Annotated in this window: 25 protein-coding genes; 11 read left to right on the forward strand and 14 right to left on the reverse strand. The window is 62.8% G+C overall.

What is annotated here, in order from left to right; genetic code table 11:
* Nucleotides 1–21: 21 nt before the first annotated feature.
* From SAJA_RS08320 to dnaQ, 3 genes are read left to right on the forward strand one after another with little or no spacing between them, the layout of a single operon-like run.
* The gene (locus SAJA_RS08320) at nt 22–804 is read left to right on the forward strand and encodes a methyltransferase domain-containing protein (protein WP_184999809.1); all 783 of its coding nucleotides are present in this window, start codon (nt 22–24) and stop codon (nt 802–804) included.
* Entirely contained in the window at nt 758–1,204 is a 447-nt protein-coding gene (gene rnhA / locus SAJA_RS08325; protein WP_123658203.1) for a ribonuclease HI, read from the forward strand. The genes SAJA_RS08320 and rnhA overlap by 47 nt, the downstream gene beginning before the upstream one ends.
* Before the next feature lie 53 nt (nt 1,205–1,257).
* Nucleotides 1,258–1,977 carry a DNA polymerase III subunit epsilon gene (gene dnaQ, locus SAJA_RS08330; RefSeq protein ID WP_123658204.1) on the forward strand — a complete coding sequence of 240 codons (720 nt, stop codon included), beginning with the start codon at nt 1,258–1,260 and terminating at the stop codon, nt 1,975–1,977.
* Nucleotides 1,978–2,010: 33 nt separating this feature from the next.
* On the opposite strand, the gene SAJA_RS08335 is transcribed toward dnaQ, so the two are convergent.
* The 13 genes from SAJA_RS08335 to SAJA_RS08395 all read right to left on the reverse strand — a co-directional run bounded on the left by SAJA_RS08335 (nt 2,011) and on the right by SAJA_RS08395 (nt 12,708).
* Nucleotides 2,011–3,714 (reverse strand): Na(+)/H(+) antiporter subunit D, encoded by a 1,704-nt coding sequence (locus tag SAJA_RS08335; protein ID WP_123658205.1) that lies wholly within the window; start codon nt 3,712–3,714, stop codon nt 2,011–2,013.
* On the reverse strand, nt 3,707–4,009 hold the full coding sequence (locus tag SAJA_RS08340) for a hypothetical protein (RefSeq protein ID WP_123658206.1): 303 nt from the start codon (nt 4,007–4,009) through the stop codon (nt 3,707–3,709). The genes SAJA_RS08335 and SAJA_RS08340 overlap by 8 nt, the downstream gene beginning before the upstream one ends.
* Nucleotides 4,006–5,472, reverse strand: a complete 1,467-nt coding sequence (locus SAJA_RS08345) for a proton-conducting transporter transmembrane domain-containing protein (RefSeq protein WP_123658207.1) — start codon at nt 5,470–5,472, stop codon at nt 4,006–4,008. Before SAJA_RS08345 ends, SAJA_RS08340 begins: the two co-directional genes overlap by 4 nt.
* A complete protein-coding gene (locus SAJA_RS08350; RefSeq protein ID WP_123658208.1) occupies nt 5,469–6,965 on the reverse strand; it encodes a monovalent cation/H+ antiporter subunit D family protein in 1,497 nt (498 codons plus the stop codon). The genes SAJA_RS08345 and SAJA_RS08350 overlap by 4 nt, the downstream gene beginning before the upstream one ends.
* Nucleotides 6,962–7,447, reverse strand: a complete 486-nt coding sequence (locus SAJA_RS08355) for a cation:proton antiporter subunit C (RefSeq protein ID WP_123658209.1) — start codon at nt 7,445–7,447, stop codon at nt 6,962–6,964. The genes SAJA_RS08350 and SAJA_RS08355 overlap by 4 nt, the downstream gene beginning before the upstream one ends.
* Nucleotides 7,444–7,920: a Na(+)/H(+) antiporter subunit B gene (locus SAJA_RS08360; RefSeq protein ID WP_123658210.1), complete on the reverse strand. Its 477-nt coding sequence runs from the start codon at nt 7,918–7,920 to the stop codon at nt 7,444–7,446. The genes SAJA_RS08355 and SAJA_RS08360 overlap by 4 nt, the downstream gene beginning before the upstream one ends.
* A gap of 3 nt (nt 7,921–7,923) precedes the next feature.
* A complete protein-coding gene (locus tag SAJA_RS08365) occupies nt 7,924–8,487 on the reverse strand; it encodes a DUF4040 domain-containing protein (RefSeq protein WP_245963270.1) in 564 nt (187 codons plus the stop codon).
* Nucleotides 8,484–8,846, reverse strand: a complete 363-nt coding sequence (gene mnhG, locus SAJA_RS08370; protein WP_123658211.1) for a monovalent cation/H(+) antiporter subunit G — start codon at nt 8,844–8,846, stop codon at nt 8,484–8,486. The genes SAJA_RS08365 and mnhG overlap by 4 nt, the downstream gene beginning before the upstream one ends.
* Nucleotides 8,839–9,129 carry an MrpF/PhaF family protein gene (locus tag SAJA_RS08375; RefSeq protein WP_221180173.1) on the reverse strand — a complete coding sequence of 97 codons (291 nt, stop codon included), beginning with the start codon at nt 9,127–9,129 and terminating at the stop codon, nt 8,839–8,841. Before SAJA_RS08375 ends, mnhG begins: the two co-directional genes overlap by 8 nt.
* On the reverse strand, nt 9,126–9,629 hold the full coding sequence (locus SAJA_RS08380) for a Na+/H+ antiporter subunit E (protein ID WP_123658212.1): 504 nt from the start codon (nt 9,627–9,629) through the stop codon (nt 9,126–9,128). Before SAJA_RS08380 ends, SAJA_RS08375 begins: the two co-directional genes overlap by 4 nt.
* A 60-nt stretch (nt 9,630–9,689) precedes the next feature.
* A complete protein-coding gene (locus tag SAJA_RS08385) occupies nt 9,690–10,445 on the reverse strand; it encodes a TVP38/TMEM64 family protein (protein WP_123658213.1) in 756 nt (251 codons plus the stop codon).
* Complete coding sequence (locus SAJA_RS08390) at nt 10,442–11,374, reverse strand: metalloregulator ArsR/SmtB family transcription factor (RefSeq protein ID WP_123658267.1); 933 nt, start codon at nt 11,372–11,374, stop codon at nt 10,442–10,444. The genes SAJA_RS08385 and SAJA_RS08390 overlap by 4 nt, the downstream gene beginning before the upstream one ends.
* 101 nt (nt 11,375–11,475) lie before the next feature.
* The gene (locus SAJA_RS08395) at nt 11,476–12,708 is read right to left on the reverse strand and encodes a phasin family protein (protein WP_184999810.1); all 1,233 of its coding nucleotides are present in this window, start codon (nt 12,706–12,708) and stop codon (nt 11,476–11,478) included.
* A gap of 258 nt (nt 12,709–12,966) precedes the next feature.
* Here SAJA_RS08395 and fadB point away from each other — a divergent pair, with 258 nt between their 5' ends.
* Together fadB and fadA are read left to right on the forward strand one after the other, a co-directional pair.
* Entirely contained in the window at nt 12,967–15,114 is a 2,148-nt protein-coding gene (gene fadB / locus SAJA_RS08400) for a fatty acid oxidation complex subunit alpha FadB (RefSeq protein ID WP_123658215.1), read from the forward strand.
* Between the two features lie 42 nt (nt 15,115–15,156).
* On the forward strand, nt 15,157–16,317 hold the full coding sequence (gene fadA / locus SAJA_RS08405; RefSeq protein WP_123658216.1) for an acetyl-CoA C-acyltransferase FadA: 1,161 nt from the start codon (nt 15,157–15,159) through the stop codon (nt 16,315–16,317).
* A 74-nt stretch (nt 16,318–16,391) separates the two neighbouring features.
* Here the strand turns inward: fadA and SAJA_RS08410 are convergent, their stop codons facing one another.
* Nucleotides 16,392–17,222: an aldo/keto reductase gene (locus SAJA_RS08410; protein WP_123658217.1), complete on the reverse strand. Its 831-nt coding sequence runs from the start codon at nt 17,220–17,222 to the stop codon at nt 16,392–16,394.
* Nucleotides 17,223–17,603: 381 nt separating this feature from the next.
* Here SAJA_RS08410 and SAJA_RS08415 point away from each other — a divergent pair, with 381 nt between their 5' ends.
* From SAJA_RS08415 to SAJA_RS08440, 6 genes are read left to right on the forward strand one after another with little or no spacing between them, the layout of a single operon-like run.
* Complete coding sequence (locus tag SAJA_RS08415) at nt 17,604–18,443, forward strand: DUF3450 domain-containing protein (protein WP_184999811.1); 840 nt, start codon at nt 17,604–17,606, stop codon at nt 18,441–18,443.
* Entirely contained in the window at nt 18,436–19,830 is a 1,395-nt protein-coding gene (locus SAJA_RS08420; protein ID WP_184999812.1) for a MotA/TolQ/ExbB proton channel family protein, read from the forward strand. The genes SAJA_RS08415 and SAJA_RS08420 overlap by 8 nt, the downstream gene beginning before the upstream one ends.
* Complete coding sequence (locus tag SAJA_RS08425) at nt 19,823–20,356, forward strand: MotA/TolQ/ExbB proton channel family protein (RefSeq protein ID WP_221180174.1); 534 nt, start codon at nt 19,823–19,825, stop codon at nt 20,354–20,356. Before SAJA_RS08420 ends, SAJA_RS08425 begins: the two co-directional genes overlap by 8 nt.
* Nucleotides 20,357–20,361: 5 nt before the next feature.
* Complete coding sequence (locus SAJA_RS08430; protein WP_123658221.1) at nt 20,362–20,772, forward strand: ExbD/TolR family protein; 411 nt, start codon at nt 20,362–20,364, stop codon at nt 20,770–20,772.
* On the forward strand, nt 20,759–21,478 hold the full coding sequence (locus tag SAJA_RS15125) for an energy transducer TonB (protein ID WP_221180175.1): 720 nt from the start codon (nt 20,759–20,761) through the stop codon (nt 21,476–21,478). Before SAJA_RS08430 ends, SAJA_RS15125 begins: the two co-directional genes overlap by 14 nt.
* 24 nt (nt 21,479–21,502) lie before the next feature.
* The gene (locus tag SAJA_RS08440; RefSeq protein WP_123658223.1) at nt 21,503–22,768 is read left to right on the forward strand and encodes a tetratricopeptide repeat protein; all 1,266 of its coding nucleotides are present in this window, start codon (nt 21,503–21,505) and stop codon (nt 22,766–22,768) included.
* The last annotated feature ends 21 nt before the right edge of the window (nt 22,769–22,789 follow it).

Here is a 22,789-nt window from a genome sequence, read left to right on the forward strand (position 1 = left end):
ACGACTTCCGCGAGGCTCGTGATGCAAGACGACAAGCGCCTACAGCGGCCGCGGCAGTCATATGACGGCGCGACCATCGAAGATGAGTTGCTGGCCGCCATTCTGCCCGGGTTGATCGGCTATCGCGGGCTTGTCGTCGGCCCGATGGCCGCGGATCGCTATACGCGCCTGGCCACGGCCACCCTGCGCTGTTGGCACCTCGATCGTTGCCTCGGGCCGGGCGTGGATATCGCTTACGATGGGGCCCGTCTGCCGATCGAAAGCAACAGCGTGGACGTGCTCGTACTCTCGCATGCGCTTGAGGCCTCGCCCGATCCGCATGGCCTGGTGCGTGAATGTGCCCGGGTGCTCAGCCATCGCGGCCAGTGGCTGTCGTTGGTCGATAATCCAATGGCGCCCATGCGCGTGGCCGGCAAAGCCTGGCGCGGTGCATTGTTAAAGCCCGACACGCCGCCGGTGCCGCGAGCCGCTCGCTTGATCGACTGGCTGCGCCTGATCGAGTTCGAAACCACCGACGCCTGGCGCTATGGTCCGACGGTGTCATGGCTGGCCGGTAGCGCGTTGGCCATGGATACACCCTGGCTCTGGCCCATGGGCTGGATGGCGACAGGTTATGCGCTGTTGGCGCGGCGCCGGGTATCGAAACGGGTGCCGCCCGGGCGCCGAGCCGAGCCGCGGGCGCGGCCCGCGATAGCGCTGGCGCGTATCGCTCGGGAAAGATCAGCAGGGCGGGCACGCATCCGCTACCATGCGGGCGATGACGAAACGAGTCACCATCTACACCGACGGCGCCTGTCGCGGTAACCCTGGCCCCGGCGGCTGGGGGGCGCTTCTGTCCTATGACGGCCACGAGCGCGAGCTCTGCGGCGGCGAAGCCAACACCACCAACAATCGCATGGAGCTGACGGCGGCCATACAGGCGCTGGAAGCGCTTTCGCGCGCCTGCGCGATCGATCTGCATACCGACTCGACCTATGTGCGCCAGGGCATCATGGCTTGGATGCACAACTGGAAGAAGAACGGCTGGAAGACGGCCGCCAAGAAGCCGGTCAAGAACGCCGAGCTCTGGCAGGCTCTTGACGCGGCCTGTCAGCGCCACGATATCGAATGGCACTGGGTGAAAGGCCATGCCGGCAACCCCGGTAACGAAGCCGCCGATCGCCTGGCCAATCGCGGCATCGACCAGATGCAGGCTGGTAAATAAAACCAACACACCAGCCCACATGTCAGGCCCAAACGTTAGACAAGAGATTTCGTATGCGACAGATCGTGCTGGATACCGAAACCACGGGCATGGACTACAACGATGGCCATCGGATCATCGAAATCGGCTGCGTAGAGCTGGAAAGTCGGCGCCTGACCGGTAATGACCTGCATATGTATATCCACCCGGATCGTGAGATCGATCAGGGCGCGATCGAGGTCCACGGCATCACGCTCGAATCGCTCGAAAACGAGCCCCGCTTCGAGGAAATCGCCGAACGATTGGTGGCTTATCTAGCCGGCGCCGAGCTGATCATCCATAACGCGCCGTTCGATCTGGGCTTTCTCAATCATGAACTTGGCCGCGTCAACGCGCAGCACGTCAAGCTCGAACAAGCCGGCAGCGTCATCGACACGCTCGTCGATGCCCGCCAGCGTTTTCCCGGCCAGCGCAACAGTCTCGATGCGCTGTGCAAGCGTTTGGAAATCGATAACTCCAACCGTGAGCTGCACGGCGCGCTGCTTGACGCCCAGCTACTGGCCGATGTCTATCTGCGCATGACCGGCGGCCAGATCGATATCGGCCTGGCCGCGGAATCCGAGGATAGCAGCAACGCGCTGGCCGGCTCGGATCTGGCCTCGTACCTGGCGGCCGGCGCGCGGCCGCGTGTTCAGCGTGCCAGTGCCGATGAAGGCGATGCCCACGAAGCCTATCTGGATATGCTGGGCCAGGCTGCTGGCGGCGACGCTCTCTGGCGCACGCTAAACGGCTAGCCCGCCGTCGGCCCGGCGCAACGCCGGGCGGGATCAGTAATACAGCAGCAGATACGCCGCCAGCAGGGCGGTGACCCAAAGCAGCATCACGCCGGAAGTCCAGGTTCGCGCGGCGGCCCCATTGGTGCCAAAGGCTTCGGTAAGCCAGTGCTGGGCGATACCGGCCAGTTGGGCCAGCCCGGCCACGATCTTGGCCCGCAGCGCGGTCACGCCGCGATGGATACCCCGGCCCATACGCGGCAGCAGGCGACGATAGACCCAGTCGGAGTCCAGATTCAGCCCGCGGACCTCGGGTGGGTAGAGCCCGCTCCTGAACAACACCACGAAGGCCAGAGCAGCGAACATCAGAAGCTGTAGCTGATTGACCACATGCGCGGTGGTGTACGGCGAGTAATCCACATCAAAAGGCAGAATCGCGTAGAGCGGCGCCGGGTAGACCCCGATACCGATACAAAGCGCGGCCGTCGCCCCCATGGCCAGCAGCATGTTCAGCGGTGCCTCACGCACGCGAAAGCCGGCGTCATGGTGGAAGAACGAGAAGAACGGCACCTTGATCCCGGAGTGATCAAGCACCCCGGCCGAGGCCACCAGGAGGGCCAGCCAAGCGATCCAGTGATGATTCTCGGCCGCGGCCGTCAGAATCATGGATTTGGTGACAAAGCCCGAGAACAACGGAAACGCCGAGATCGACATCGAGCCGACGATACAAAAGGCGGCCGTCCACGGCATCGACTTATACAGCCCGCCAAGCTCGCTGGCCTTGATCGTGCCCACCCGATGCAGCACCGCGCCCATCGACATGAACAACAGGCCCTTGTAGAGGATATGGGCAAAGGCATGGGCGGCCGCACCGTTCAGCGCGAGCGGCGTGCCGATACCGATGCCCACCACCATGAAGCCCAGCTGGTTGTTCAGGCTGTAGGCCAGCACGCGCCGCAGATCGTTCTCGATCACGGCGAAGAAGATCGGGAAGATCGTCATCACCGCGCCGATCGTGATCAGCGCTTCGGTGCCCGCATAGCCGCGGGCCAGCGAATAGATCGCCAGCTTGGTGGTATAGATCGACAGGATCACCGTGCCCGAAACCGTGGCCTCGGGATACGCATCCTGGACCCAGTTGTGCAGCAGCGGAAAGGCCGCCTTGATCCCGAACGCCACGAAGATCAGCCAGCCGCCGGGCGTGGCAAGCCCCAGATGATCGAAAGCGATCGAGCCCGTCGCGTGATAATGGATGATCGTACCCATCATCAAAAGCAGGCCAGAGATGACCTGGATCACCAGATAACGCAGGCCCACGATATGAGCCTTGATGGTACGGCTGGCCCAGATCAGAAAGACCGAGGCAATGGCCGTGGCTTCCCAATAGATGAACAGCGTGACCAGGTCGCCGGCCAGCACCGCGCCCACGGCCGCCCCGGCATAGACCAGGGCCGAGACATGCTGGATCCGGTCATCGACATGCAGGGCATACAGCCCGGTCAGAAACGAGCCGATCAGAAAGATCGTGGCCCAGATCCGTGACAGGCCATCGACACGCAACGTGGTCAGATCGAAGCCGAACAGGCCGATCTGGCCGTGCATGCCCATGGGCAGCTGCCAGAGCAGCGCCAGTGCGGCCGCCGGAATGACCAGCAGCCAGACCCCGTGCAACCAGCGCGGCAAACAAGCGATCAGAGCGGCGCCCAGCATGAGCACCAGGGCCGGGCTTGCCATCGCGTGACCTAGCCAATCACTCATGATCGTCGTCTCTCATCGGGGTCTGCAGGGCCTGGCGATCGCGCTCGTTGTAATAATCCTCGTTCCGGCGCAGCGCCGGGCGCAGCATCTTGGCCGCCAGCACGATGAAGCAATAAGCCACGAAGCCGGCCAGCGGATAGAACGCAAACCAGCCGTCGAAGCCGAAGTGCGGATGCTTGGCATAGAAGAACTCGGCCACGACAAGACCGGCACAGATCAAGACAATGAGCGCGATGATCGTACGGATCACGCCGGTGCGCTCGAACAAACCGGGGCGTGCGTCAGGCTGGCTCATGAAGCGCTCCCGAAGGCCGTGTCGATGAAGGCGATGATCGGCCGGGCATAGAAGAACAGCACCACACAGGCGCTGGCCGTGATCATCAGCGGGACCACACAGGCCGCCGGCGCCTCGGCAAAGCCGCGCGGCGTCTTGTCATCGCCCGGCAAGAAGAATGCCCGCGCCGGGATATCCAGTAGATAGACGATATTCAGCAACGAGGAGAGAGCCAGAACGACCAGCACCATCTGGGTCTGTACATCCAGCGCGCCGGACATCAGATACCACTTGCTCCAGGCCCCGGCCATCGGCGGCAGACCGATCAACGAAATAGCCGCGATCGTGAATGCGGTAAAGGTCAGCGGCATGGCCCGGCCCAGGCCGTTGAGCTGGGAGACATACTTGCGATGCACGGCGGTATAGATCGCCCCGGCACAGAAGAACAGCGTGATCTTGCCAAACGCATGGGTGACGATATGCAGCCCGCCGGCGGTCGCCCCCAGCCGTGAAGCCAGGGCCGCGCCCAGCACGATATACGACAGTTGGCCGATGGTGGAGTAGGCCAGGCGTTTCTTGAGGTTGTCGCAATAGATCGCAACGACCGAAGCCGCCAGCAGCGTGAATGCCGCCAGCCACACGAACGGCTGGGACGCGCCGGTGACGTGCAGGAAATCGATGCCGAAGATATAGACCGTGATCTTGAGCACGCTAAACACGCCTGCCTTGACCACGGCCACGGCGTGCAACAGCGCGGATACCGGCGTGGGCGCGACCATGGCCGCCGGCAGCCAGCGGTGCATGGGCATCACCGCGGCCTTGCCCACGCCGTAGATGAACAGGCCGTAAAGGCCCATGGCCGCCAGGCCGCCCAGCCCGGTCCCGGCAAACACGCCGCCGGGCGTGAAATCCACGTTGCCGGCGATCACCCAGGTGATCACGATCGCCGGCAGGAACAGCCCGATCGAGGTCGTCATGAGGATGCCGATATAGACCCGGCCGCCGTTGCGCGACTCGATATCCCCGTGGTGGGTGACCAGCGGATAGGTCACCAGCGTCATCATCTCGTAAAAGACGAACAGCGTGAGCAGATTGGCCGACAGCGCCATACCGATCGCCGCCGAGATCGCCAAGGCAAAACAGATGAAAAAGCGGGTTTGGTTGGGCTCATCGTTACCGCGCATATAGCCGGCGGCGTACAGCGTGGTCAACGGCCAGAGGGCGGCCGCGATCAAGGCGAAGATCAGCCCGAACGGCTCAAGCGCGAAGGCCAGATCGAGCCCGGGCAGAATCGAAAAGACACTGAACTCCGGCCGCGCGCCGGCCGCGATGGGTGCGATGAAGCGCGCCACGCCGACAAGCAGGGCCACGCCGGTCAGCACGCTCACCGTCTCGCGCAGATTGGGCCAGCGTCCGACAAGCGCGATCGGGGCGGCCATCAGCGCCGGCCAAGCCACGAGGATCAATAGCCACAGCGGGCTCATGCGCCACCTCCGACAAGCGTGGCGGCCGCCCGCGCAGCTGCCTCGAGCTCGGGCGTGGCGTGCACCCCGATCACGATATTGATCGCAATCAACGCCCAGGTCGCCACCTGCATGCCAAGCGGCGCCTCGCCGTGTTTGTGATGCGAGACATCATCCGGCAAGGGGCGGAAATACAGGGCCTCGATCACCCGCCCCACGTAGATGATCGATAACAGAGACGCCACCAGCAGCAGCGCCATCACGCCGTAGTGCTGGGCGTCGAACAACGCGCTCATCAAGGCCCATTTGCTGATGAAGCCGGCCGTGGCCGGTACACCGATCAGGCTCAGCCCGCCGACGACGAACGCCGCCGAGGTCAACGGCATGGCTCGGCCCAGGCCCGCCAGGTCATTGATCGAGGACGCGCGCACCCGCCAGACCATGGCCCCGACGGCCATGAACAACGCACCCTTGATCAGACCGTGGTTGAGCAGATGCACCAAGCCCGCCGATACCCCGGCCGGCGTGGCCAGGGCAAAGCCGGCCACGATATAGCCCATCTGGGCCACGCTCGACCAGGCCAGCAGACGTTTGACATCGGTCTGGAATATCGAGGCCAGCGAGCCTGCGATCATCGATACCGCGGCCAGGGCAAGCAGCACGATGCCCAGCGGCAGGGTGCCGAAGGCATAGCCGGCGCCGAAAACCGTGAACACGAAACGAAACAGCGCATAGACCGCGACCTTGGTGGCCGTGGCCGCGATGAACGCAGAAATGGCCGAGGGCGCATAGGTATAGGCATTGGGCAGCCAGATATGCGCGGGCATGAGCGCGGCCTTCAGGCTCAGGCCCACCACGATGAACGCCAGGCCGGCCTGGACCGTGCGCGTGGCATACACCTCGGGCAGACGATCGGCCAGATCGGCCATGTTGAGCGTGCCCGTCATCATGAAGATCAGCCCGATACCGATCAGCAGGAACGTGCCACCCACCGTGCCCATGATCAGATACTGGAACGAGGAAAGCAGGGCCCGACGTTTGGGCCCCATCGCGATCAGCGCATAGGACGACAGCGACGAAATCTCCAGGAACACGAACAGGTTGAAGGCATCCCCGGTGACCGTGATGCCGACCAGGCCGGCCAGGCACAGCAGCATCAGGGCAAAGACCAGATATTCGCGCTCGATGGCGATTTCCGAGGCGATGCTCTTGCGGGCATACAGCCCGGTCAGTGCAGCGACCCCGGTCACCAGCAACAGCACCAGCGCGCTGTAGGTGTCGATGACCAGCTCGATACCGAAGGGCGGTGCCCAGTTGCCCACGGCATAGCTGACCTGGCCGGCGATCTTGGCCTCCACGAACAACAGAAACGCCATCGCGAACGCTGCCCAGCTGGCCAGGCAATAGATCAGCCAGGCAGCAAACGCGCGATGCGCCAATACACACAGCGGGGCGGCCAGCAACGGCACGACCACGACCAGCACAGGCATCTGATTGAAAAAGGCCGTGATCATGCGGGGCGGCTCTCATCGGCTTCGGCGCCGTCATCGGCCCCGTTGGCGGCGTGGCCTTCAGCGGCCTCGGCCTGTTCGCTGCGTGCTTCCTCGCGAGCTTCCTCGCCTTCGGAGGTGGCCATGTCGGCTGCCAATACGTCGTCCTCTTCGATCGAGCCGTAGGCTTCGTTGATACGCACGATCAGCGCCAGGCCGAGTGCGGTCGTCGACACGCCCACGACGATCGCGGTGAGAATCAGCACCTGCGGCAGGGGGTGGGCATAGACCGGGTCGCCGTCGATGATGATCGGCGCGGTCGAGCCGTGGATATTGCCCATGCTGATATACAGGATGAACACCGCGCTCTGGAACACGGTCAGCCCGATGAGTTTCTTCACCAGGTTGTCGTGGGCGATGACGGTATAGAAGCCGATCATCATCAGACCGATCACGATCCAATAATTGAACAGCCCGGGCAGAGTCTCGGTCAGGAACTGGTTCATGATACGTCGTCGGCGTCGTAGTCGTCGGCGCGGCCGTGGTCTTCGTCGTTATCGGGATCGTCCTGGCGCCCGCGTCCGGCAAAGACATAGAAGATGGCGATCATCACCGAGGCCACGGTGATGCCCACGCCCAGCTCGATGATGATCAGCCCGTAGTGTTGGCCGCCGTGGGCGAACAACCGATCGTAGTCCAGAAAATTGCCGCCCAGCAGAATAGTGGCCACGCCCGTGCCGCCGTAGATCAGCAGGCCGCCGGCTGCCCCGATACGAAGTAGCGTGGGCGTGACCGCGGCACGGGCCGCCTCCACGCCGAAGATCAGCCCGTAGAGAATGATGGCCGTGGCGAGGATCACGCCGGCCTGAAAGCCGCCGCCCGGGCTGTATTCGCCGTGAAACTGCACGTAGAGGGCATAGAGCAGCATCGGGGCGATGACGAGCTGCGAGACGATACGCAGCACGGTGTGTTCGCGCATGGGCTACTCCTTGGTGCGCTTGCGACCGCGCCGACCGCGGCCAAGCAACATGAGTACGGCCATGCCGGCCGTGAATACAACCGCGACTTCACCCAAGGTGTCGTAGCCACGATAGCTGCCGAGCACTGCGGTGACGGTATTCGGGATATGGATCTCGTGCTGGGACTCGACCAGATACTTGTGCCGCAACGGGTGTTCCTGCACCGGCGTATCCGGGGCGCCGAAATGCGGCATGTCCAGACTGGCATAGACCAGGATCGCGCCCGTGATGACCGTGACCGCCAACCCGATCAGCCGACGCGATGATTCCACCGGTTTCTCGCGGGCGCGTGTCAGGCCGAAGGTCGCCAGGAACAACACCGTGGTGATGCCTGCGCCGACGGCTGCCTCGGTGAGTGCGACGTCGGGCGCGCTCAGCACGGTGAACAGGCTGGCCGAAAGCAGGCTGAACAGCCCGGTCAGCATGGCCACGGGAAACAGATGCCGCCAGCGGGCCAGCGCCAGAGCAACGGCCACCAGGAACACCAGCAGCCCGAAGTTGAGGATCAACGACACGGTCATGTTCATCGGGCACGTCCCTGGTCGTCGTCGTCATCGTCGATGACCGGGTCCACTCCGTCCTGCCGGGCGGCCCGGGCCATCGCGTGGGTAGCGGTCGGGCTGGTAATCAACAGAAACATCACGATGAGCACCAGTTTGAGCGTGACCAGGCCAATACCGGCCTGGATCATCAGGCCGATGAAGATCAGCAGCATGCCGCCGGTATCAGCCACCGATGCCGCGTGGACCCGGGTATACAGGTCGGGCAGGCGCAGCATGCCGATGCCGCCGATCACGCACAGCAGCGCCCCGGCCACGATGAAGCCCCAGCTGGCCGCCGTGGCAAGGCCGGCCCATAGCGTTGTCTGGCCGAGCGCATCAAACATCGCTGTCGTCCTCGACGTCGCCGGCCCAGCCCAGGTCGCCGTACTGCATGAATTTAAGGACCGCCACGGTGCCGATGAAATTGATCAGGGCATAAGTCAGCGCCAGATCCAGATAGTCGGTTCGTCCGTTCAAAAAGGCCAGCAGCGCGATGACCAGTACGGTCTTGGTGCCGAACAGATTGATGCCCAGAATCCGGTCATAGACCGTTGGGCCAAGCAGCACACGAATCAGGACCAACAGCATGGTCACGCCCACACCGGCCAGGCCAGCGGCATACATCATGTCGGGTTGCTCGTGTTGTGGGTCTCTGCCTTGCCTTCGAGCCAGCGGACCTTGGCGTTCATCGCGCCCTCTGTGACGTCGGCATCGTGTATGTGTGTAAGCGAGTGAATCACGGCTTCGCCGCTCTGCATTTCGATGGTCACGGTACCGGGCGTCAACGTGACGGAGTTCGCGAAGATCGCGCGCCCGAGGGCCGTGCGCTGGCCGGTCTGCACGCGCACCATCGAGGGGCGAATCGCCCGTGATGGGCCGAGCAGCCGCCACGCCACGTCGAGATTCGAGCGTGCGATTTCAGCCAGCAGCCAGACCGTATAGGCCGGCAGGCGAGGCAGCAAAGAGATCGGCACGCATTCTTCATTGATCAGACGCATGCGCGCGCATAACCAGAGCACGCCGGCGCACGACACGGCACCAAGCGAGAGAATGAGCACGCCGTAGTGGCCGGAAAGCGCCAGCCACAGGGCAACGAGTCCGATCACCAGCGCTATCACGTGACGCACTTATCGCCCCCGGGGAAGAAGAAGAGCCACGAAGTTACAAAAGCCCGTGGAATCGGTCAATTAAGCGTGGTTCTTGCGTGTATCGCCCGAATCCTGGCGGCTATCGGCCAGTGCCTTGCGCCGGCGATGCGCAAAATAAGCGATGATCGCGCTGGCCACGAGCAGGCCGCCGGAGATCATGAGCTGTGATCCGTCGATGAGCTGTTCCGGCGAAAAGGTGCGCTGTTTCAGAAGCTCCGGCAGATTGACCGTGGCCCCGAAGCTGACGAAAGTGATCATCGGCGGCAACATGCCGATGATGCTGCCAAAGGTATAGGACAGCCACGGCACGCGCAGCAGGCCACAGGCATAGTTGACCAGGTCAAACGGCAGGAACGAGGCCCGCAGCACCAGCACGGTCGGAAAGGCCTGTTCTCGCAGCAGCCGTGAAAACGCGGCAATGCGCGGGCTCTTGTCGGAATCCCCGTCGCCGGTGACATCGGTACGGAAAAAACGAGCCAGCAGATAGGCGGTCTGTGCCGAGGCGTTTTCCCCGATCAGACCGAAGATCAGCCCGGGCACGAACCCGAACAGGCTGCCCCCGGCAATCGTGAGCCACATCGCCGGAAAGAAGGTCAGCGGCCGGAGCGCGTAGATGATGATATAGACCAGCGGGGCGAGCGGGTTATCGACCACGTAGCGATAGACCAGGCCCATGATCTCGCGGATCGATAGCCCTTGCGTGATCACCCACACGATGGCCAGCCCGAACAAGAGCGCCCACAGCACGCCGACGGCGATACGGATCTGGTTACGGCGGGTCGGCGTTTTCGTCATCGCTTGGTCGCACTCGCCGTGATCAGACGGAAATAAGGCGGATGTCGTTCGCGGGCCCGTACGGCACAGGCATCCACGACAAGACCGGTGGCCTCGAGCCAGTCACCGATCTGCTCCGGACGAAACCCGAGATTGACATGATCATAGGCCGCCACGGTTGCGGCGTGTTCATGTTCGGCAATCGTGGCCACGACCAGACGGCCGCCCGGGGCCAGCACGCGGGCCGCCTCGGCCAAAGCGGCGCGCGGCGCGGCACTGTAACTCAAGGCGTGCAGCATGAACACCGAATCAAAGACCGTGCTTGCGAACGGCAGCGCGTGCATATCCCCAATGCGATAATCCACGTTCGGCTGGTCGGCCAGGCGTCGACGGGCGGCTTCGATGACCGCCGGCGACAGATCCAGGCATGTGAAACGGGCCGAGCGCTCACACAACAGCTCGGCCAGCACGCCGTCGCCCGAGCCGATATCCAAAACCTGACCGAAACGCACGCACTCGATGACGCTGCGCGACATGGCTTCCCACGTGCGTCCCGGCGAGTACTGGCGCTCCATGCGCCCGGCGACCGATTCTGCCCAGCCGCCGGCATGGCTGCGCCGGCGCACGATCTCTTCGGCGCGCTCACGGTCACGGGCGATCTGATCGTCATCCACGCGCTCGGACAGCAATGTCCAGAGCGGCGCGAAGTCGCTCGGCCAGTCGGCCGGAGCGACCCGGTAGCGAGCACTGCCCTGAATACGCTCGTCGCTGACAAGACCGGCCTCGCGCAGGCGCGCCAGGTGGGTCGAGATCCGGCTCTGGGTCAGCTGGGTCACGGCCGTGATCTCTGCCACCGATAGCGCCTCTTCGCCAAGCAGCAACAACAGCCGTAGGCGGGTCGGTTCGGCAACTAGACGAAGCAGTTGCGCACTGTGATCGAGATCGAGCATAGCTGGCATGCGCCGCATCGCGCAGGGTTGAGACGTTGTGTTGTTTCAAACAAAAAGACCGCTCAGCGAGCGGCCTTAATACCGTTACGGCGTAGGGTATATCAGCTATTGCTGCTCGAATCACTGCTGCCGGTATTCGAGCTGCCGGCGTTGTTATTACCCGACGATTTGTTGGTGTTGCTGCTGTCGGTCTTGGTGTCGGCCGACGAGCCCGTGTTTGATGACGACCCGGCGGGTTTGCCGGTGCTTGCCGCGGTTTGTTTACTCGTCGTGCTTTTCGTCGACGACTTGGCCGCGCTCGATGACGATTTCTGGCTCGAAGCACCGGTCTTGGTGGACGAGGACTTGGCGGACGACGATTTTTTCGGGGTCGTGGTTTTCTGTGTGCCGGTCTTGGCCGCGGATTTTTTCGTCGTGCTGCTGGTGGTCTTCGCGCTGCTGGCAGCGGTGCCACTGCCCGACGACTTGGACTTGCCGGGCGTGCGCTTGGCCGGCGTTTTCTTGGCGGCCGTGCTCGTCTTGGCGCTGCCTGACTGTTTGCTCGACGAGCTGGTGGACTTGCTCGCGGCACTCTTGGCCGCCGAGCTTTTCGACTGGGTGGTCTTGGTGTCCTTGGCCGACGAGGCCGACTTGCTGGCACCGCTCTTGGCCGATGCGCTGCTTGACGACGCACTCTGTGTCTTCGTGCTGCTCGTCTTGCTGCGTTTTTTGGCCGTACTCGTCGTGGCCGCACCGGATTGGGTGGCCCCGCCGGTCTTGTTGCCCGACGTTGGCGCGGTGTTGCTGGCGGCGGCGGGGGCACCCGGTACAGCATCGGCCGCCTTGGCTGCCGTCTCGCGTGCCTCTTTCTTCAATTCATCGGCCGAAAGATCGGTGGCTTGTTCGGCCTGATCGACATAGCGGCTGGCTTGGGCACGTGCCTTGTTGGCGGCCTGTTCGGCGGCTTGTTGTGCGGCCTCGCCGATATCCTGCACCGTTTTTTCATCGCCGGCCCAGCCATCGCGAAACTGCTCGCTGACTTCCCGACGCGTGCTGTCGATAATCGCCAGGCTCTGACGTGCGTTGGACAGCACACGGTCGATGGTTTCCTGGAGAAACTGGAGCTGGGCGATCGCCAGATCACCGGGTGAGCCGCCGCCGCGGATCGTCGACAGGCTGTGCATGGCCTCGCTGTAATGCGTGCGTATCGCATTCAGCTCGTGCTCGGCCAGCTGCTCCATGCCGTCGTAGATCGCCTTGTTCGCACCGGCCAGGGCCTTAGTGTAGCCCTTTCGCAGACCGTCGATATCGTGTTTGATCTGGGTGATCGGATTATGGTGTTTGGAACGGGCCATACGGGATACCGCCGCCATCGAATAATGGTCATAGATAAGCATGCTGCCCACGACGTGTCAAAAAACGCGCCAACGCCCGTATGCAAAGGCCTTGCGAGGGCACGGCTGTCGTTTGGGCGGCGACATAATTATACAAATTACCGCCCGCTGAATACGTTGTGGCCATCGGATCAATACGCTACCGTATCGTCCAGCTTTATTCAGAGCGCAAGGTGCCGACAAGGGCTCGGTGCTGCTTACATGTTGGGAGTGAGTCACATGCTTTATGAAGGCAAGAAACTCACGGTCACCGTCGACGATCAGATCGCGGTGCTGTGCTTCGATGCGGCCGAGGAATCGGTCAACAAGTTCGATGAGGCCACGGTGGCCGAGCTCGGCGAGGCGGCCAAGGCGCTTGCCGGCTCGGATGCCAGGGGCCTGCTGGTGACCTCGGCCAAGTCCGCGTTCATCGTGGGCGCTGACATCATGGAATTCGGGGCACGCTTCAAACTGCCCGATGATGAATTCGCCGCCGGTGTGGCCGATAGCCTGGCCGTATTCAACGCCATCGAAGACCTGGATATGCCGAGCGTCACCGCAATCAACGGCATGGCGCTGGGCGGCGGTCTGGAGATGTGTCTGGCCACCGATTACCGCGTGATGGGCAACAGCGCCCAGATCGGTTTCCCGGAGACACAGCTGGGTATCTACCCCGGCTTTGGCGGCACCGTGCGCACCCCGCGTCTGATCGGCGCCGATAACGCCATCGAATGGATCGCCGACGGCAAGAATCGCCGGGCCGACAAGGCGTTGGCCGTGGGCATGGTCGATGCGGTCGTCGCCGATGACAAGCTCGAGGCCGGTGCCCGTGACCTGCTGGAAAAAGCGATTGCCGGCGAGTTCGACTGGCAGGCCCGACGGGCGATGAAGAAAGGCCCGCTGGCACTCAACCAGACCGAGGCCGCCATGACCTTCGAGACATCGAAGGGCTATGTGCTGGGCAATACCAAGGGTAATTATCCGGCCCCGGTCGAGGCCATCGAGCGCATGGCCCAGGCGGCGCACCTATCGCGCGACGAAGCGCTCAAGGTCGAGACCGAAGGCTTTGTGAAAGTCGCCAAGACCCCGCAGGCCGCGGCCCTGATTCAGCTGTTCCTCAACGATCAGCTGATCAAGAAGAAAGGCAAGCAGGCCGGCAAGATCGCGCATGAAATCGATCAGGCCGCCGTGCTGGGCGCGGGCATCATGGGCGGCGGCATCGCTTACCAATCGGCCTCGAAAGGCGTGCCGACCCTGATGAAGGACATCAAGGACGAGGCCATCGAGCAGGGCCTGGACGAGGCGGCCAAGCACTTCGCCAAGGCCGTGGAGCGCGGCAAGATTGACAACCGCGCGATGGCCACGGGCATGTCGCGTATTCGCCCGACGCTGTCGTACGCCGAGTTCGAGGGCGTGGACGCGGTCATCGAGGCGGTCGTCGAGAATCCCAAGATCAAGAAAAGCGTGCTGGCGGAAACCGAAACTGCGGTCTCCGAGACCACGATTCTGGCCTCGAACACCTCCAGCATCTCGATCGATGATCTGGCGAGCGCGTTGAAACGCCCCGAGAACTTCCTGGGCATGCATTTCTTCAATCCGGTCCATCGCATGCCGCTGGTCGAGGTCATCCGCGGCAAGGCCTCCTCCGATGAAGCGGTCGCCACGATCGTGGCTTTTGCCCACAAGCTCGGCAAGACGCCGATCGTGGTCAACGATTGCCCGGGCTTTCTCGTCAACCGGATCCTGTTCCCGTATTTCTTCGGCTTTCAGCAGCTTGTCGCCGACGGGGCGGATTTCGCCCAGATCGACAAGGTCATGGAGCGCTTCGGCTGGCCTATGGGGCCGGCCTATCTGTCGGACGTGGTGGGCATGGATACCTCGCAGCACGTCGAGGACGTCCTGGCCGAGGGCTATCCCGATCGCATGAAACAAGACGAGAAATCGTCGCTCGACGTGATGGTCGAAAACGACCGGCTCGGCCAGAAGACCGGCTCGGGCTATTACAAGTATGAGAAAGACAAGAAAGGCCGGCCCAAGAAATCCAGCGATCCGCGGGCTTATGAGCTTGTTGCCTCGGTTCAGCGCGGTGACGCCACGCCGGATGACGAGGAAATCATCGATCGCATGATGATCCCGATGATCATCGAGGCCGCGCGTGCCTACGAACAAGGTATCGCCGATACGCCCAACGAGGTCGATATGGGCTTGATCATGGGCTTGGGCTTTCCGCCGTTCCGCGGCGGGGCGTTCAAGTATGCCGATGCGCTGGGCTTGAAGGCTGTGTGTGACAAGGCCGATCAGTACGCCCATCTCGGCAAGCTCTATGAGCCGACCGAGCGCATGCGAGAAATGGCCGCCAACGGCGAAACCTATTTTCAGATGTCGTAGTGCACAGCACTGCGTGACTGATTCTTATAATTGGAGATCGACATGCAAGACATCGTGATCGTCGATGCCGTACGCACCGCCATGGGGCGTTCGAAGGGCGGTATGTTCCGCAATACCCGCGCCGAGGAGCTTTCGGCCGAACTGATGAAAGCCCTGGTCGCTCGAAACGACCTGGATGCCAACGAGATCGAGGACGTCATCTGGGGCTGTGTGCAGCAGACCAAGGAACAGGGCCTCAACATCGGGCGTAACGCCGCCCTGCTGGCCGGCCTGCCGCATTCGGTGGCCGGCCAGACGGTCAACCGTCTGTGCGGCTCGTCCATGCAATCGATCCATTCGGCGGTGGGCGCGATCGCGGCCGGCATCGACGGCGTGTATATCTGTGGCGGCGTCGAGCACATGGGCCATGTGCCCATGGATTACAACGTGGATATCGCTCCGCAGCTGTCGCGCCAGGTGGCCAAACCCGCGGCCATGATGGGCCTGACCGCCGAGATGCTGGCCAATATCCATGGCATCGATCGCAAGACCCAGGACACGTTTGCCCAGACCAGTCATCAGCGTGCGCACAAGGCCAATGTCGACGGCGATTTCGCCGACGAGATCGTGCCGGTGAAAGGGGTCGACGAGAACGGCTTTGCCAAGATGTGCGACGCCGACGAGGTGGTGCGTGCTGACGCCAGCATGGATGGCCTCGGATCGCTGCGACCGGCGTTCAATCCCAAGGGCGGCACGGTTACGGCCGGTAATGCTTCGGCGATCTCCGACGGCGCGGCCGCGGTGCTCGTCATGTCGGCTGACAAGGCCAGGGCCCTGGGTCTCAAGCCGATGGCCCGTATCCGCGGCATGGCCGTGGCCGGCTGTGATCCGTCGGTGATGGGGCGTGGCCCGGTGCCGGCGACGAAGAAGGCGCTTGAGCGGGCCGGCGTGAGCCTGGCTGATATCGACTACATCGAGCTCAACGAGGCCTTTGCGGCACAGAGTCTGGCCGTGCTCAAGGAACTGGGCATCGAAGACAAACAGGACGTGATCAATATCCGCGGCGGGGCGATCGCCCTGGGCCATCCGCTGGGCACCTCCGGTGCCCGCATCACCGGCGCACTGGCGCATATCCTGGAGGACAAGGACGCCACGATGGGCCTGGCGACCATGTGTATCGGCATGGGCCAGGGTATCGCCACCGTGATCGAGCGCGTGCGTTAGTCAGGCACTGGCGTTCATGCGTGAAAAGCCGGCCATCGCAGGCCGGCTTTTTCATGTCTGGTATTTGACTGCGCTCAGGCCGGGTTGTCCCAGTCCGGGGCGAACGATGGATCGATCATGCGGCCGTCGGGCGTATGCAGGTCGAAGATCGCCTGCATCTCCGAGGCCGATAGCTCGAAATCGAATATCTCGAAGTTGGCGGCTACGTGATCCGGGTTGGACGAGCGCGGCACGGCGATCACGTTGTCTTGTTGTACCAGCCAGCGCAGCGCGACCTGGCCGGCGTTCTTGCCGTGCGTCTGGCCGATGCGCTTCAACGTGTCGTTGGCAAAGACTTCGCCGCGGGCCAGCGGGCAGTAGGCCGTCAGCGCGATAACGTGCTCGGCCAGCGCATCGCGCACCGGGCTCTGATCCAGGAACGGGTGATACTCCACCTGGTTGGTCACAAGCGCGGCCGGTGATGCCTTGGCGGCTTCGTGAATCAGGCGCGTGGTGAAGTTGCTGATACCAACATGACGTGCCATCCCACGGCGTTTGACATCGGCCAGCGCGGCCGTGGTTTCGGTGATCGAGACCTCGTCGTTGGGCCAGTGCAACAGCACGAGATCGACATAATCCGTACCCAGGCGCGACAGGCTTTCGGCCATCGCCTGTTGCAGGTCGCCGTCGTGAAAACGATCGGTCCAGAGCTTGGTTGTAAGAAACACGTCTTCACGGGCCACGCCGGCATTCTTGATGCCGCGGCCCACGCTTTCCTCGTTGTCATACATCTGTGCGGTATCGATATGCCGATACCCCATGCGCAGCGCATGTTCGACCATGGCCTCGGCGTCGGCCGGTTCCAGTTCGAAAGTGCCAAAGCCCAGGGCCGGTATCTCGGCGCCGTTCGCAGTCACGTGATGCATTGTTCAAATACCTGTATCTGCCAATCAATAGCCTGAAACGTGGGGCTGTTATCCAACGGTTCAAGCCGTACGCCTTGAGCGCCAGCCGGCTGATTATCGCGCGCGGCTGGCCAGTAAAAGGCCGAGCAACACGCTCGGGAGCGATTCGCAGGCGACCGCTTGATGACGGGTAAGTCGATATTTTCAAACAAACTATCGGGTCAACGCCCCGAACTGATCGGTTAAATCTGCACAAATATAGGCGTATTCACGATTTCGTAACAATGAGCCTCGATTCTACGGGCTGGCAATCAATGCGCCATCGTATATCGGGGGGTCCGAGTGAGAGTTCTTTCGTGTCGCACGCGAGTCATCTGTGCGTCGTGGGTCATGACCTGCGTGATGAGTTCCCAGCCACTGCTGGCCCAGGAAACCGTCGACCGGTCGCAGGCGGTCCAGGAGACGATCGATCAGGCGGGTCGCCAGACTCAGGGCCGGATCGATACGTTGTCAGACAAGGCACGCACCATGCTCGACGAGTACCGTCGTGCCAAGGATCAGGCGGCCAGCCTGGCGGTCTACAACGAACAGCTGGCCAAACAGGTCGATTCACAGACCGAAGAACTCGACTCGATCAATCGCCAGCTGTCCAGCATCGACCAGACCAAGCGATCGTTCGTGCCGTTCATGGTACGGGCGATCGATACGCTCGATATGTTCGTCAAACGCGACATACCGTTTCTCGATACCGAGCGTACCCAGCGCGTGGCCGGGCTGCGCGATCTCATGGGCCGTGCCGACGTGACCACGGCCGAGCAGTTTCGTCAGATCATGACGGCCTACCAGACCGAGATCGACTACGGCCGCAATATCGGCACCTATGAAGGCGAGCTGGCCCTGGACGGCGAGCCGCGCACGGTGCAGTTCCTGCGGGTCGGGCGCGTGGCGTTGTTGTATCAAACGCTTGACGGGCGCGAGACCGGCTACTGGGACGCCGATGCCGGCACCTGGAAACCGGCGCCGGATTATCGGCGCGCGGTGGAGCACGGCATCAACGTCGCCAGCGAGCAGGCGCCGCCGGATCTGTTGCATGTGCCGCTGAGCGCGCCGCAGCAGACCCGCGAGCCGGCCGCCTATAAGGCCGCTGCGTCCTCGCCAGAGGATGCCGCCCCAGGTGACGACACTTCAGTCGATAGTCAAACCCAGAACACAGCGCAGGAAAAGGGCCAGGGCGATGCATAAATCAATGTTTCAGCGGCTGGCCCGTCTGTCGATTGCGAGCCTCGTGCTGGTCTCGGTCGGGGTATCGGCGCAGGCACAGAGCCAAGCCTCATCGGCCGACGGCTCTCTGGCGGATCTGCTCGATACGGTGCGTTCGCAGAAGGAACAGGAAGCTGAGCGCAACCAGCAGCGTGTCCAGGCCTTCATTAACAAGGTCGACCAGCGCGAGGCCATGCTGTCGAAGGCCCAGGCTGATCTGGCGGCGGCCGAGACACGCCAATCGCGCCTGCAGGATGCCTACGGCGCCAACGAGAAACAGATCGGCGAGTTGCAGTCCGAGCTCGACCAGCGGGCCGGGGATTTCGGCGAAGTGTTTGGCGTGGTGCGCCAGGTCGCCGGCGATCTGCGATCCACACTGAACAGCTCGCTCACGTCGCTGGAGGCGCCCGGCCGCGGCAACTTCCTCGATGATATGGCCGATAGCCAGTCGCTGCCGCCGATCGAAGACGTCGAGCAGCTCTGGACTGTGATGCTCGATGAAATGGTGGCCTCGGGCGAGGTCAGTCGTTTCTCGCATGCTTACGTCACGCCCGACGGCGAGACCGAGCAGGGCAGGATCGTGCGGGTCGGCACGTTCAATGCGACCACCGGCGGGCAGTATCTGCGCTATAACGGCGATACCGATGAGCTTTCGGTGCTGGCACGCCAGCCCAATAGCCCATGGCCGGGTTATGCCGATAATCTTGCCGGTGCGCAGACCGGCAGCGACGGGACCGTATCCGGCGTGGTGGACCCCTCGCAAGGCGCGATCCTGGGGTTGCTCATTCAAAAGCCCAGTCTGGTTGAACGTATCCAGCAGGGCGGGCTGGTCGGTTATATCGTGATCGCCGTGGGCATCATCGGGTTGATCATCGCGCTCGAGCGTCTGTTCAAACTCGTACGCACCGAAGCCAGCATGCGCCGTCAGCGCAAGGATCTCGACTCGCCCAGCAAACGCAACCCGTTGGGCCGGGTACTCGCGGCATATCACGATAACCGCACGACCGACGTCGAAAGCCTGCAGCTCAAGCTCGACCAGGCCATCCTGGCCGACGTGCCGGGCCTGGAGCGGGGGCTATCCACGATTCGGGTGCTCTCGGCTGTTGCTCCCTTGCTGGGGCTGCTGGGCACGGTGGTCGGCATGATCGCCACGTTCCAGGCCATCACCTTGTTCGGCACGGGCGATCCCAAGCTCATGGCCGACGGTATCTCGCAGGCGCTGGTCACCACGGTGCTGGGGCTGGTCGTGGCGGTGCCACTCGTGCTCATTCACAGCATGCTGGCCGGCCGCAGCCGTCGCCTGATCCAGATGCTCGAGCAGCAGAGCACGGGCCTGGTCGCAGCCCATGCGGAGACCGCACGTGCGTGATCGGCTCATCGATCTGTATTACCAGATGCAGGATTTCATGGCGGCCGGCGGGCCGGTGCTTTGGGCGATCCTGGCATTGACGATCCTGCTGTGGAGCCTGATCTGTGAGCGCTACTGGTATTTCTTCCGGCGCCACCCGGCCGAGTTCAAGGCCGCTCTTTCGGCGTGGCATGCCCGGGCAGACAAGCAGAGCTGGTATGCCCAGAGTATCCGCGAGGCCTGGATCGCCGATCTGGATATCGGCCTGCGACGCTTTCTGCCCCTGCTCAACGCCGTGATCGCCATCCTGCCCATGACCGGCTTGCTGGGCACCATCACCGGCATGATCCAGGTCTTCGACGTGCTGGCCGTGACCGGAACCGGCAACCCGCGCGCCATGGCCAGCGGCGTCTCGGCGGCGACCGTGCCAACGATGGCCGGAATGGTCGCCGCGTTGTCGGGGCTGTATTTCGCGACCCGTCTCAATCGGCTCGCCAAGACCGAAGTGCGCTCGATCACCGACCGTATCTCACGGTTAGAGGACTGATTCCCATGAGAAGTCGTTACACATCCGAAGCACAGGATGACAACACCATCGACATGACGCCGATGCTGGATGTGGTCTTCATCCTGTTGATCTTTTTCATCGTGACCACGTCGTTCGTCAAGGAGACCGGCGTGGACGTCACCCGGCCGTCGGCGGAAACGGCCGAGCCGAAGAAACAGGCCAATATTCTGATCGGTATCCGCGAAAACGACGAGGTCTGGATCGACAAGCAACAGGTCCAGCCCAACGCCATCCGGGCCAACGTCGAGCGTCTGCTTGCCGAGAACCCGGATTCCAGCGTGGTGGTCGTGGCTGACGAAGGGGCGCGGACCGGGGTTCTGGTCAAGGCACTCGATCAGGCCCGGCTCGCCGGTGCAGACAACGTCTCTATTGCGGCTGACCGTGGAAACAACTAAGCAAACCAGCTTGGAACAGATGGCCGCGGCCTGGGGCGGTGCCGGCCGCGGGTCGGCGCCACGCTTCGCCGGCGGCGTGCTGGTGGCGCTCGTCGTGGCCGGCGCGCTGTTCGTGCTGATGATGGCGCTGATCTACAACAGCAATGCCGGCATCACCGAAGACGACCGCGCGAACTCGATCAATTTCGTGCGCGTGCCCGACGAGCCGGAACAGCCCAAGACCAAGGAGCGTGAGCCACCCGACAAGCCCGAGCCGCCGGATGAGCCACCGCCGCCATCACAACCGACGACCAGCACCATGACCGAGCCACAGCCGGCCGCGCCGAACATGGACGTTCCGAATATCGACACGGCCTCCAATCTCAAGGGCCAGCCGTTCATGGGCAGCGCTGCCCCCGGGCCGGGCTCGTCAGGCCAGGGCATGGGTGAGGGCAATCAATCGCTTCGAGTGGTGCGACAGGTCGAGCCGACCTATCCCTCGACGGCCAAACAGGCCGAAATCGAGGGCAAGGTGACACTAAGTTTCACCGTCAACCCGGACGGCACGGTCAGCAACATCGAGATCGTGGATGCCAATCCGCCGCGCATGTTCGATGCCGCGGCCAAGCAGGCGATGGCGCGCTGGCAGTTCGAGCCGGCCACCGAGAACGGCCAGGCCGTGGCTAAGCGGGCCACCCAGACGCTCAATTTTCAGCTCAATAACTAAGTGGTTTTCGAGGATGGTGAGCCCATGATGCGTCCGTTTGAATCTTCGCGGTCACCGCGGGTCCGGCGCGGTGCCACCGCGGCCGCCGGCCTTGTCTTGGCACTGGCTCTATCGACCGCTGCAGGCACATCGCCGGTCGCGGCGGCCGAAAAGTCGCTGTCCCAGACCAATTACGAAAAACTCTCGGCCGCCCGCGACCTGATGAACGGCGGCGATTACGAAACCGCCGTCGACAAGCTCAATGCGCTGTTGAAACAGGTCTATGGCGATGATTATTCGGCGGCCGTCGTGCTTCAGGCGCTGGGCTATGCCCATCTGAACAATGACCTGAAGCCGCTGGCCATTCAGGATTTCGAACGCTCGCTGGCCCGCCAAGCATTGCCCGCCGCGCCCACGCGCGACGTCCAGCATGTGCTGGGGCGTCTTTATGCCGAGGAAGGGCGATACGACAAGGCCCGCAACACGCTGGAAGACTGGATCGCTGCCAAGCAGCAGGATTCCAGTGCGGCCGACTATATCTCGCTGGCCAATGTCTATGCCCAGCTCAAGGATTACGACAAGGGCATCGCGGCCATCGAGAAAGCGTTGGCCATGAGCAGCCAGGCCAACGAGAGCCACTATCAGCTGCTCGTGGCCATGCAGTATCAGAGCAAGCGATATGAGGCGGCAACCGAGACGCTCAAGACGATGATCGAGCTCTGGCCGAGCAAGACACAATACTGGTCACAGTTGGCCAATATCTATCTCCAGGCGGGCAAGAACGAAAAAGCCCATTCGGTCCTGAAGCTTGCTTATTACAAGAACAGGCTCGATAAGGCATCTGATGTATTGAATCTGGCGCGTCTGGGAATGACCACCGGCGTGCCGGATCAGGCAGCGCGTGTACTGGCCGATGCCATGGAAAAAAATCGCATTGAATCGAGCGAACAGAACTGGCGCCTGCTCGCCCAGGCCTGGCGCCAGGCCAACGAGGTGCCACAGGCCATCGCAGCCTTGGATCATGTCGCCGAGTTTGGCAGCGAGGGCGAAATCCGCATGCGCCAGGCCGAGCTGTACATGAATCAGAACAGCTGGCGGCAGGTACTGGCTTACGTCAACAAGGCGATTGCGGCCGGTGATCTGGATTCGCCGGGCAAGGCCTATCTGCTCAAGGGCATGGCTTATACGCGTTTGAACGACTACGACCAGAGCCTGGCGGCCCTGCGACAGGCGGGCCAGTATCAGGACATGGCCGGCCAGGCCCAGCAGTGGTCACAGTATGTCGAGAAGAAAAAAGCGCTGGATTCCTGAGATGAGTAGAAATCATCCGGC

Source organism: Salinisphaera japonica YTM-1 (genome assembly GCF_003788585.1).
GTDB classification, from domain to species: Bacteria; Pseudomonadota; Gammaproteobacteria; order Nevskiales; family Salinisphaeraceae; genus Salinisphaera; species Salinisphaera japonica.

Excerpts from the sequence above, each read along its gene's own strand:
- SAJA_RS08320 (WP_184999809.1), top strand. The coding sequence starts at position 22 with ATGCAAGACGACAAGCGCCTACAGCGGCCGCGGCAGTCATATGACGGC.
- rnhA (WP_123658203.1), top strand. The coding sequence starts at position 758 with ATGACGAAACGAGTCACCATCTACACCGACGGCGCCTGTCGCGGTAAC.
- dnaQ (WP_123658204.1), top strand. The coding sequence starts at position 1,258 with ATGCGACAGATCGTGCTGGATACCGAAACCACGGGCATGGACTACAAC.
- SAJA_RS08335 (WP_123658205.1), bottom strand. The coding sequence starts at position 3,714 with ATGAGTGATTGGCTAGGTCACGCGATGGCAAGCCCGGCCCTGGTGCTC.
- SAJA_RS08340 (WP_123658206.1), bottom strand. The coding sequence starts at position 4,009 with ATGAGCCAGCCTGACGCACGCCCCGGTTTGTTCGAGCGCACCGGCGTG.
- SAJA_RS08345 (WP_123658207.1), bottom strand. The coding sequence starts at position 5,472 with ATGAGCCCGCTGTGGCTATTGATCCTCGTGGCTTGGCCGGCGCTGATG.
- SAJA_RS08350 (WP_123658208.1), bottom strand. The coding sequence starts at position 6,965 with ATGATCACGGCCTTTTTCAATCAGATGCCTGTGCTGGTCGTGGTCGTG.
- SAJA_RS08355 (WP_123658209.1), bottom strand. The coding sequence starts at position 7,447 with ATGAACCAGTTCCTGACCGAGACTCTGCCCGGGCTGTTCAATTATTGG.
- SAJA_RS08360 (WP_123658210.1), bottom strand. The coding sequence starts at position 7,920 with ATGCGCGAACACACCGTGCTGCGTATCGTCTCGCAGCTCGTCATCGCC.
- SAJA_RS08365 (WP_245963270.1), bottom strand. The coding sequence starts at position 8,487 with ATGAACATGACCGTGTCGTTGATCCTCAACTTCGGGCTGCTGGTGTTC.
- mnhG (WP_123658211.1), bottom strand. The coding sequence starts at position 8,846 with ATGTTTGATGCGCTCGGCCAGACAACGCTATGGGCCGGCCTTGCCACG.
- SAJA_RS08375 (WP_221180173.1), bottom strand. The coding sequence starts at position 9,129 with ATGATGTATGCCGCTGGCCTGGCCGGTGTGGGCGTGACCATGCTGTTG.
- SAJA_RS08385 (WP_123658213.1), bottom strand. The coding sequence starts at position 10,445 with ATGACGAAAACGCCGACCCGCCGTAACCAGATCCGTATCGCCGTCGGC.
- SAJA_RS08390 (WP_123658267.1), bottom strand. The coding sequence starts at position 11,374 with ATGCTCGATCTCGATCACAGTGCGCAACTGCTTCGTCTAGTTGCCGAA.
- SAJA_RS08395 (WP_184999810.1), bottom strand. The coding sequence starts at position 12,708 with ATGGCCCGTTCCAAACACCATAATCCGATCACCCAGATCAAACACGAT.
- fadB (WP_123658215.1), top strand. The coding sequence starts at position 12,967 with ATGCTTTATGAAGGCAAGAAACTCACGGTCACCGTCGACGATCAGATC.
- fadA (WP_123658216.1), top strand. The coding sequence starts at position 15,157 with ATGCAAGACATCGTGATCGTCGATGCCGTACGCACCGCCATGGGGCGT.
- SAJA_RS08410 (WP_123658217.1), bottom strand. The coding sequence starts at position 17,222 with ATGCATCACGTGACTGCGAACGGCGCCGAGATACCGGCCCTGGGCTTT.
- SAJA_RS08415 (WP_184999811.1), top strand. The coding sequence starts at position 17,604 with ATGAGTTCCCAGCCACTGCTGGCCCAGGAAACCGTCGACCGGTCGCAG.
- SAJA_RS08420 (WP_184999812.1), top strand. The coding sequence starts at position 18,436 with ATGCATAAATCAATGTTTCAGCGGCTGGCCCGTCTGTCGATTGCGAGC.
- SAJA_RS08430 (WP_123658221.1), top strand. The coding sequence starts at position 20,362 with ATGAGAAGTCGTTACACATCCGAAGCACAGGATGACAACACCATCGAC.
- SAJA_RS08440 (WP_123658223.1), top strand. The coding sequence starts at position 21,503 with ATGATGCGTCCGTTTGAATCTTCGCGGTCACCGCGGGTCCGGCGCGGT.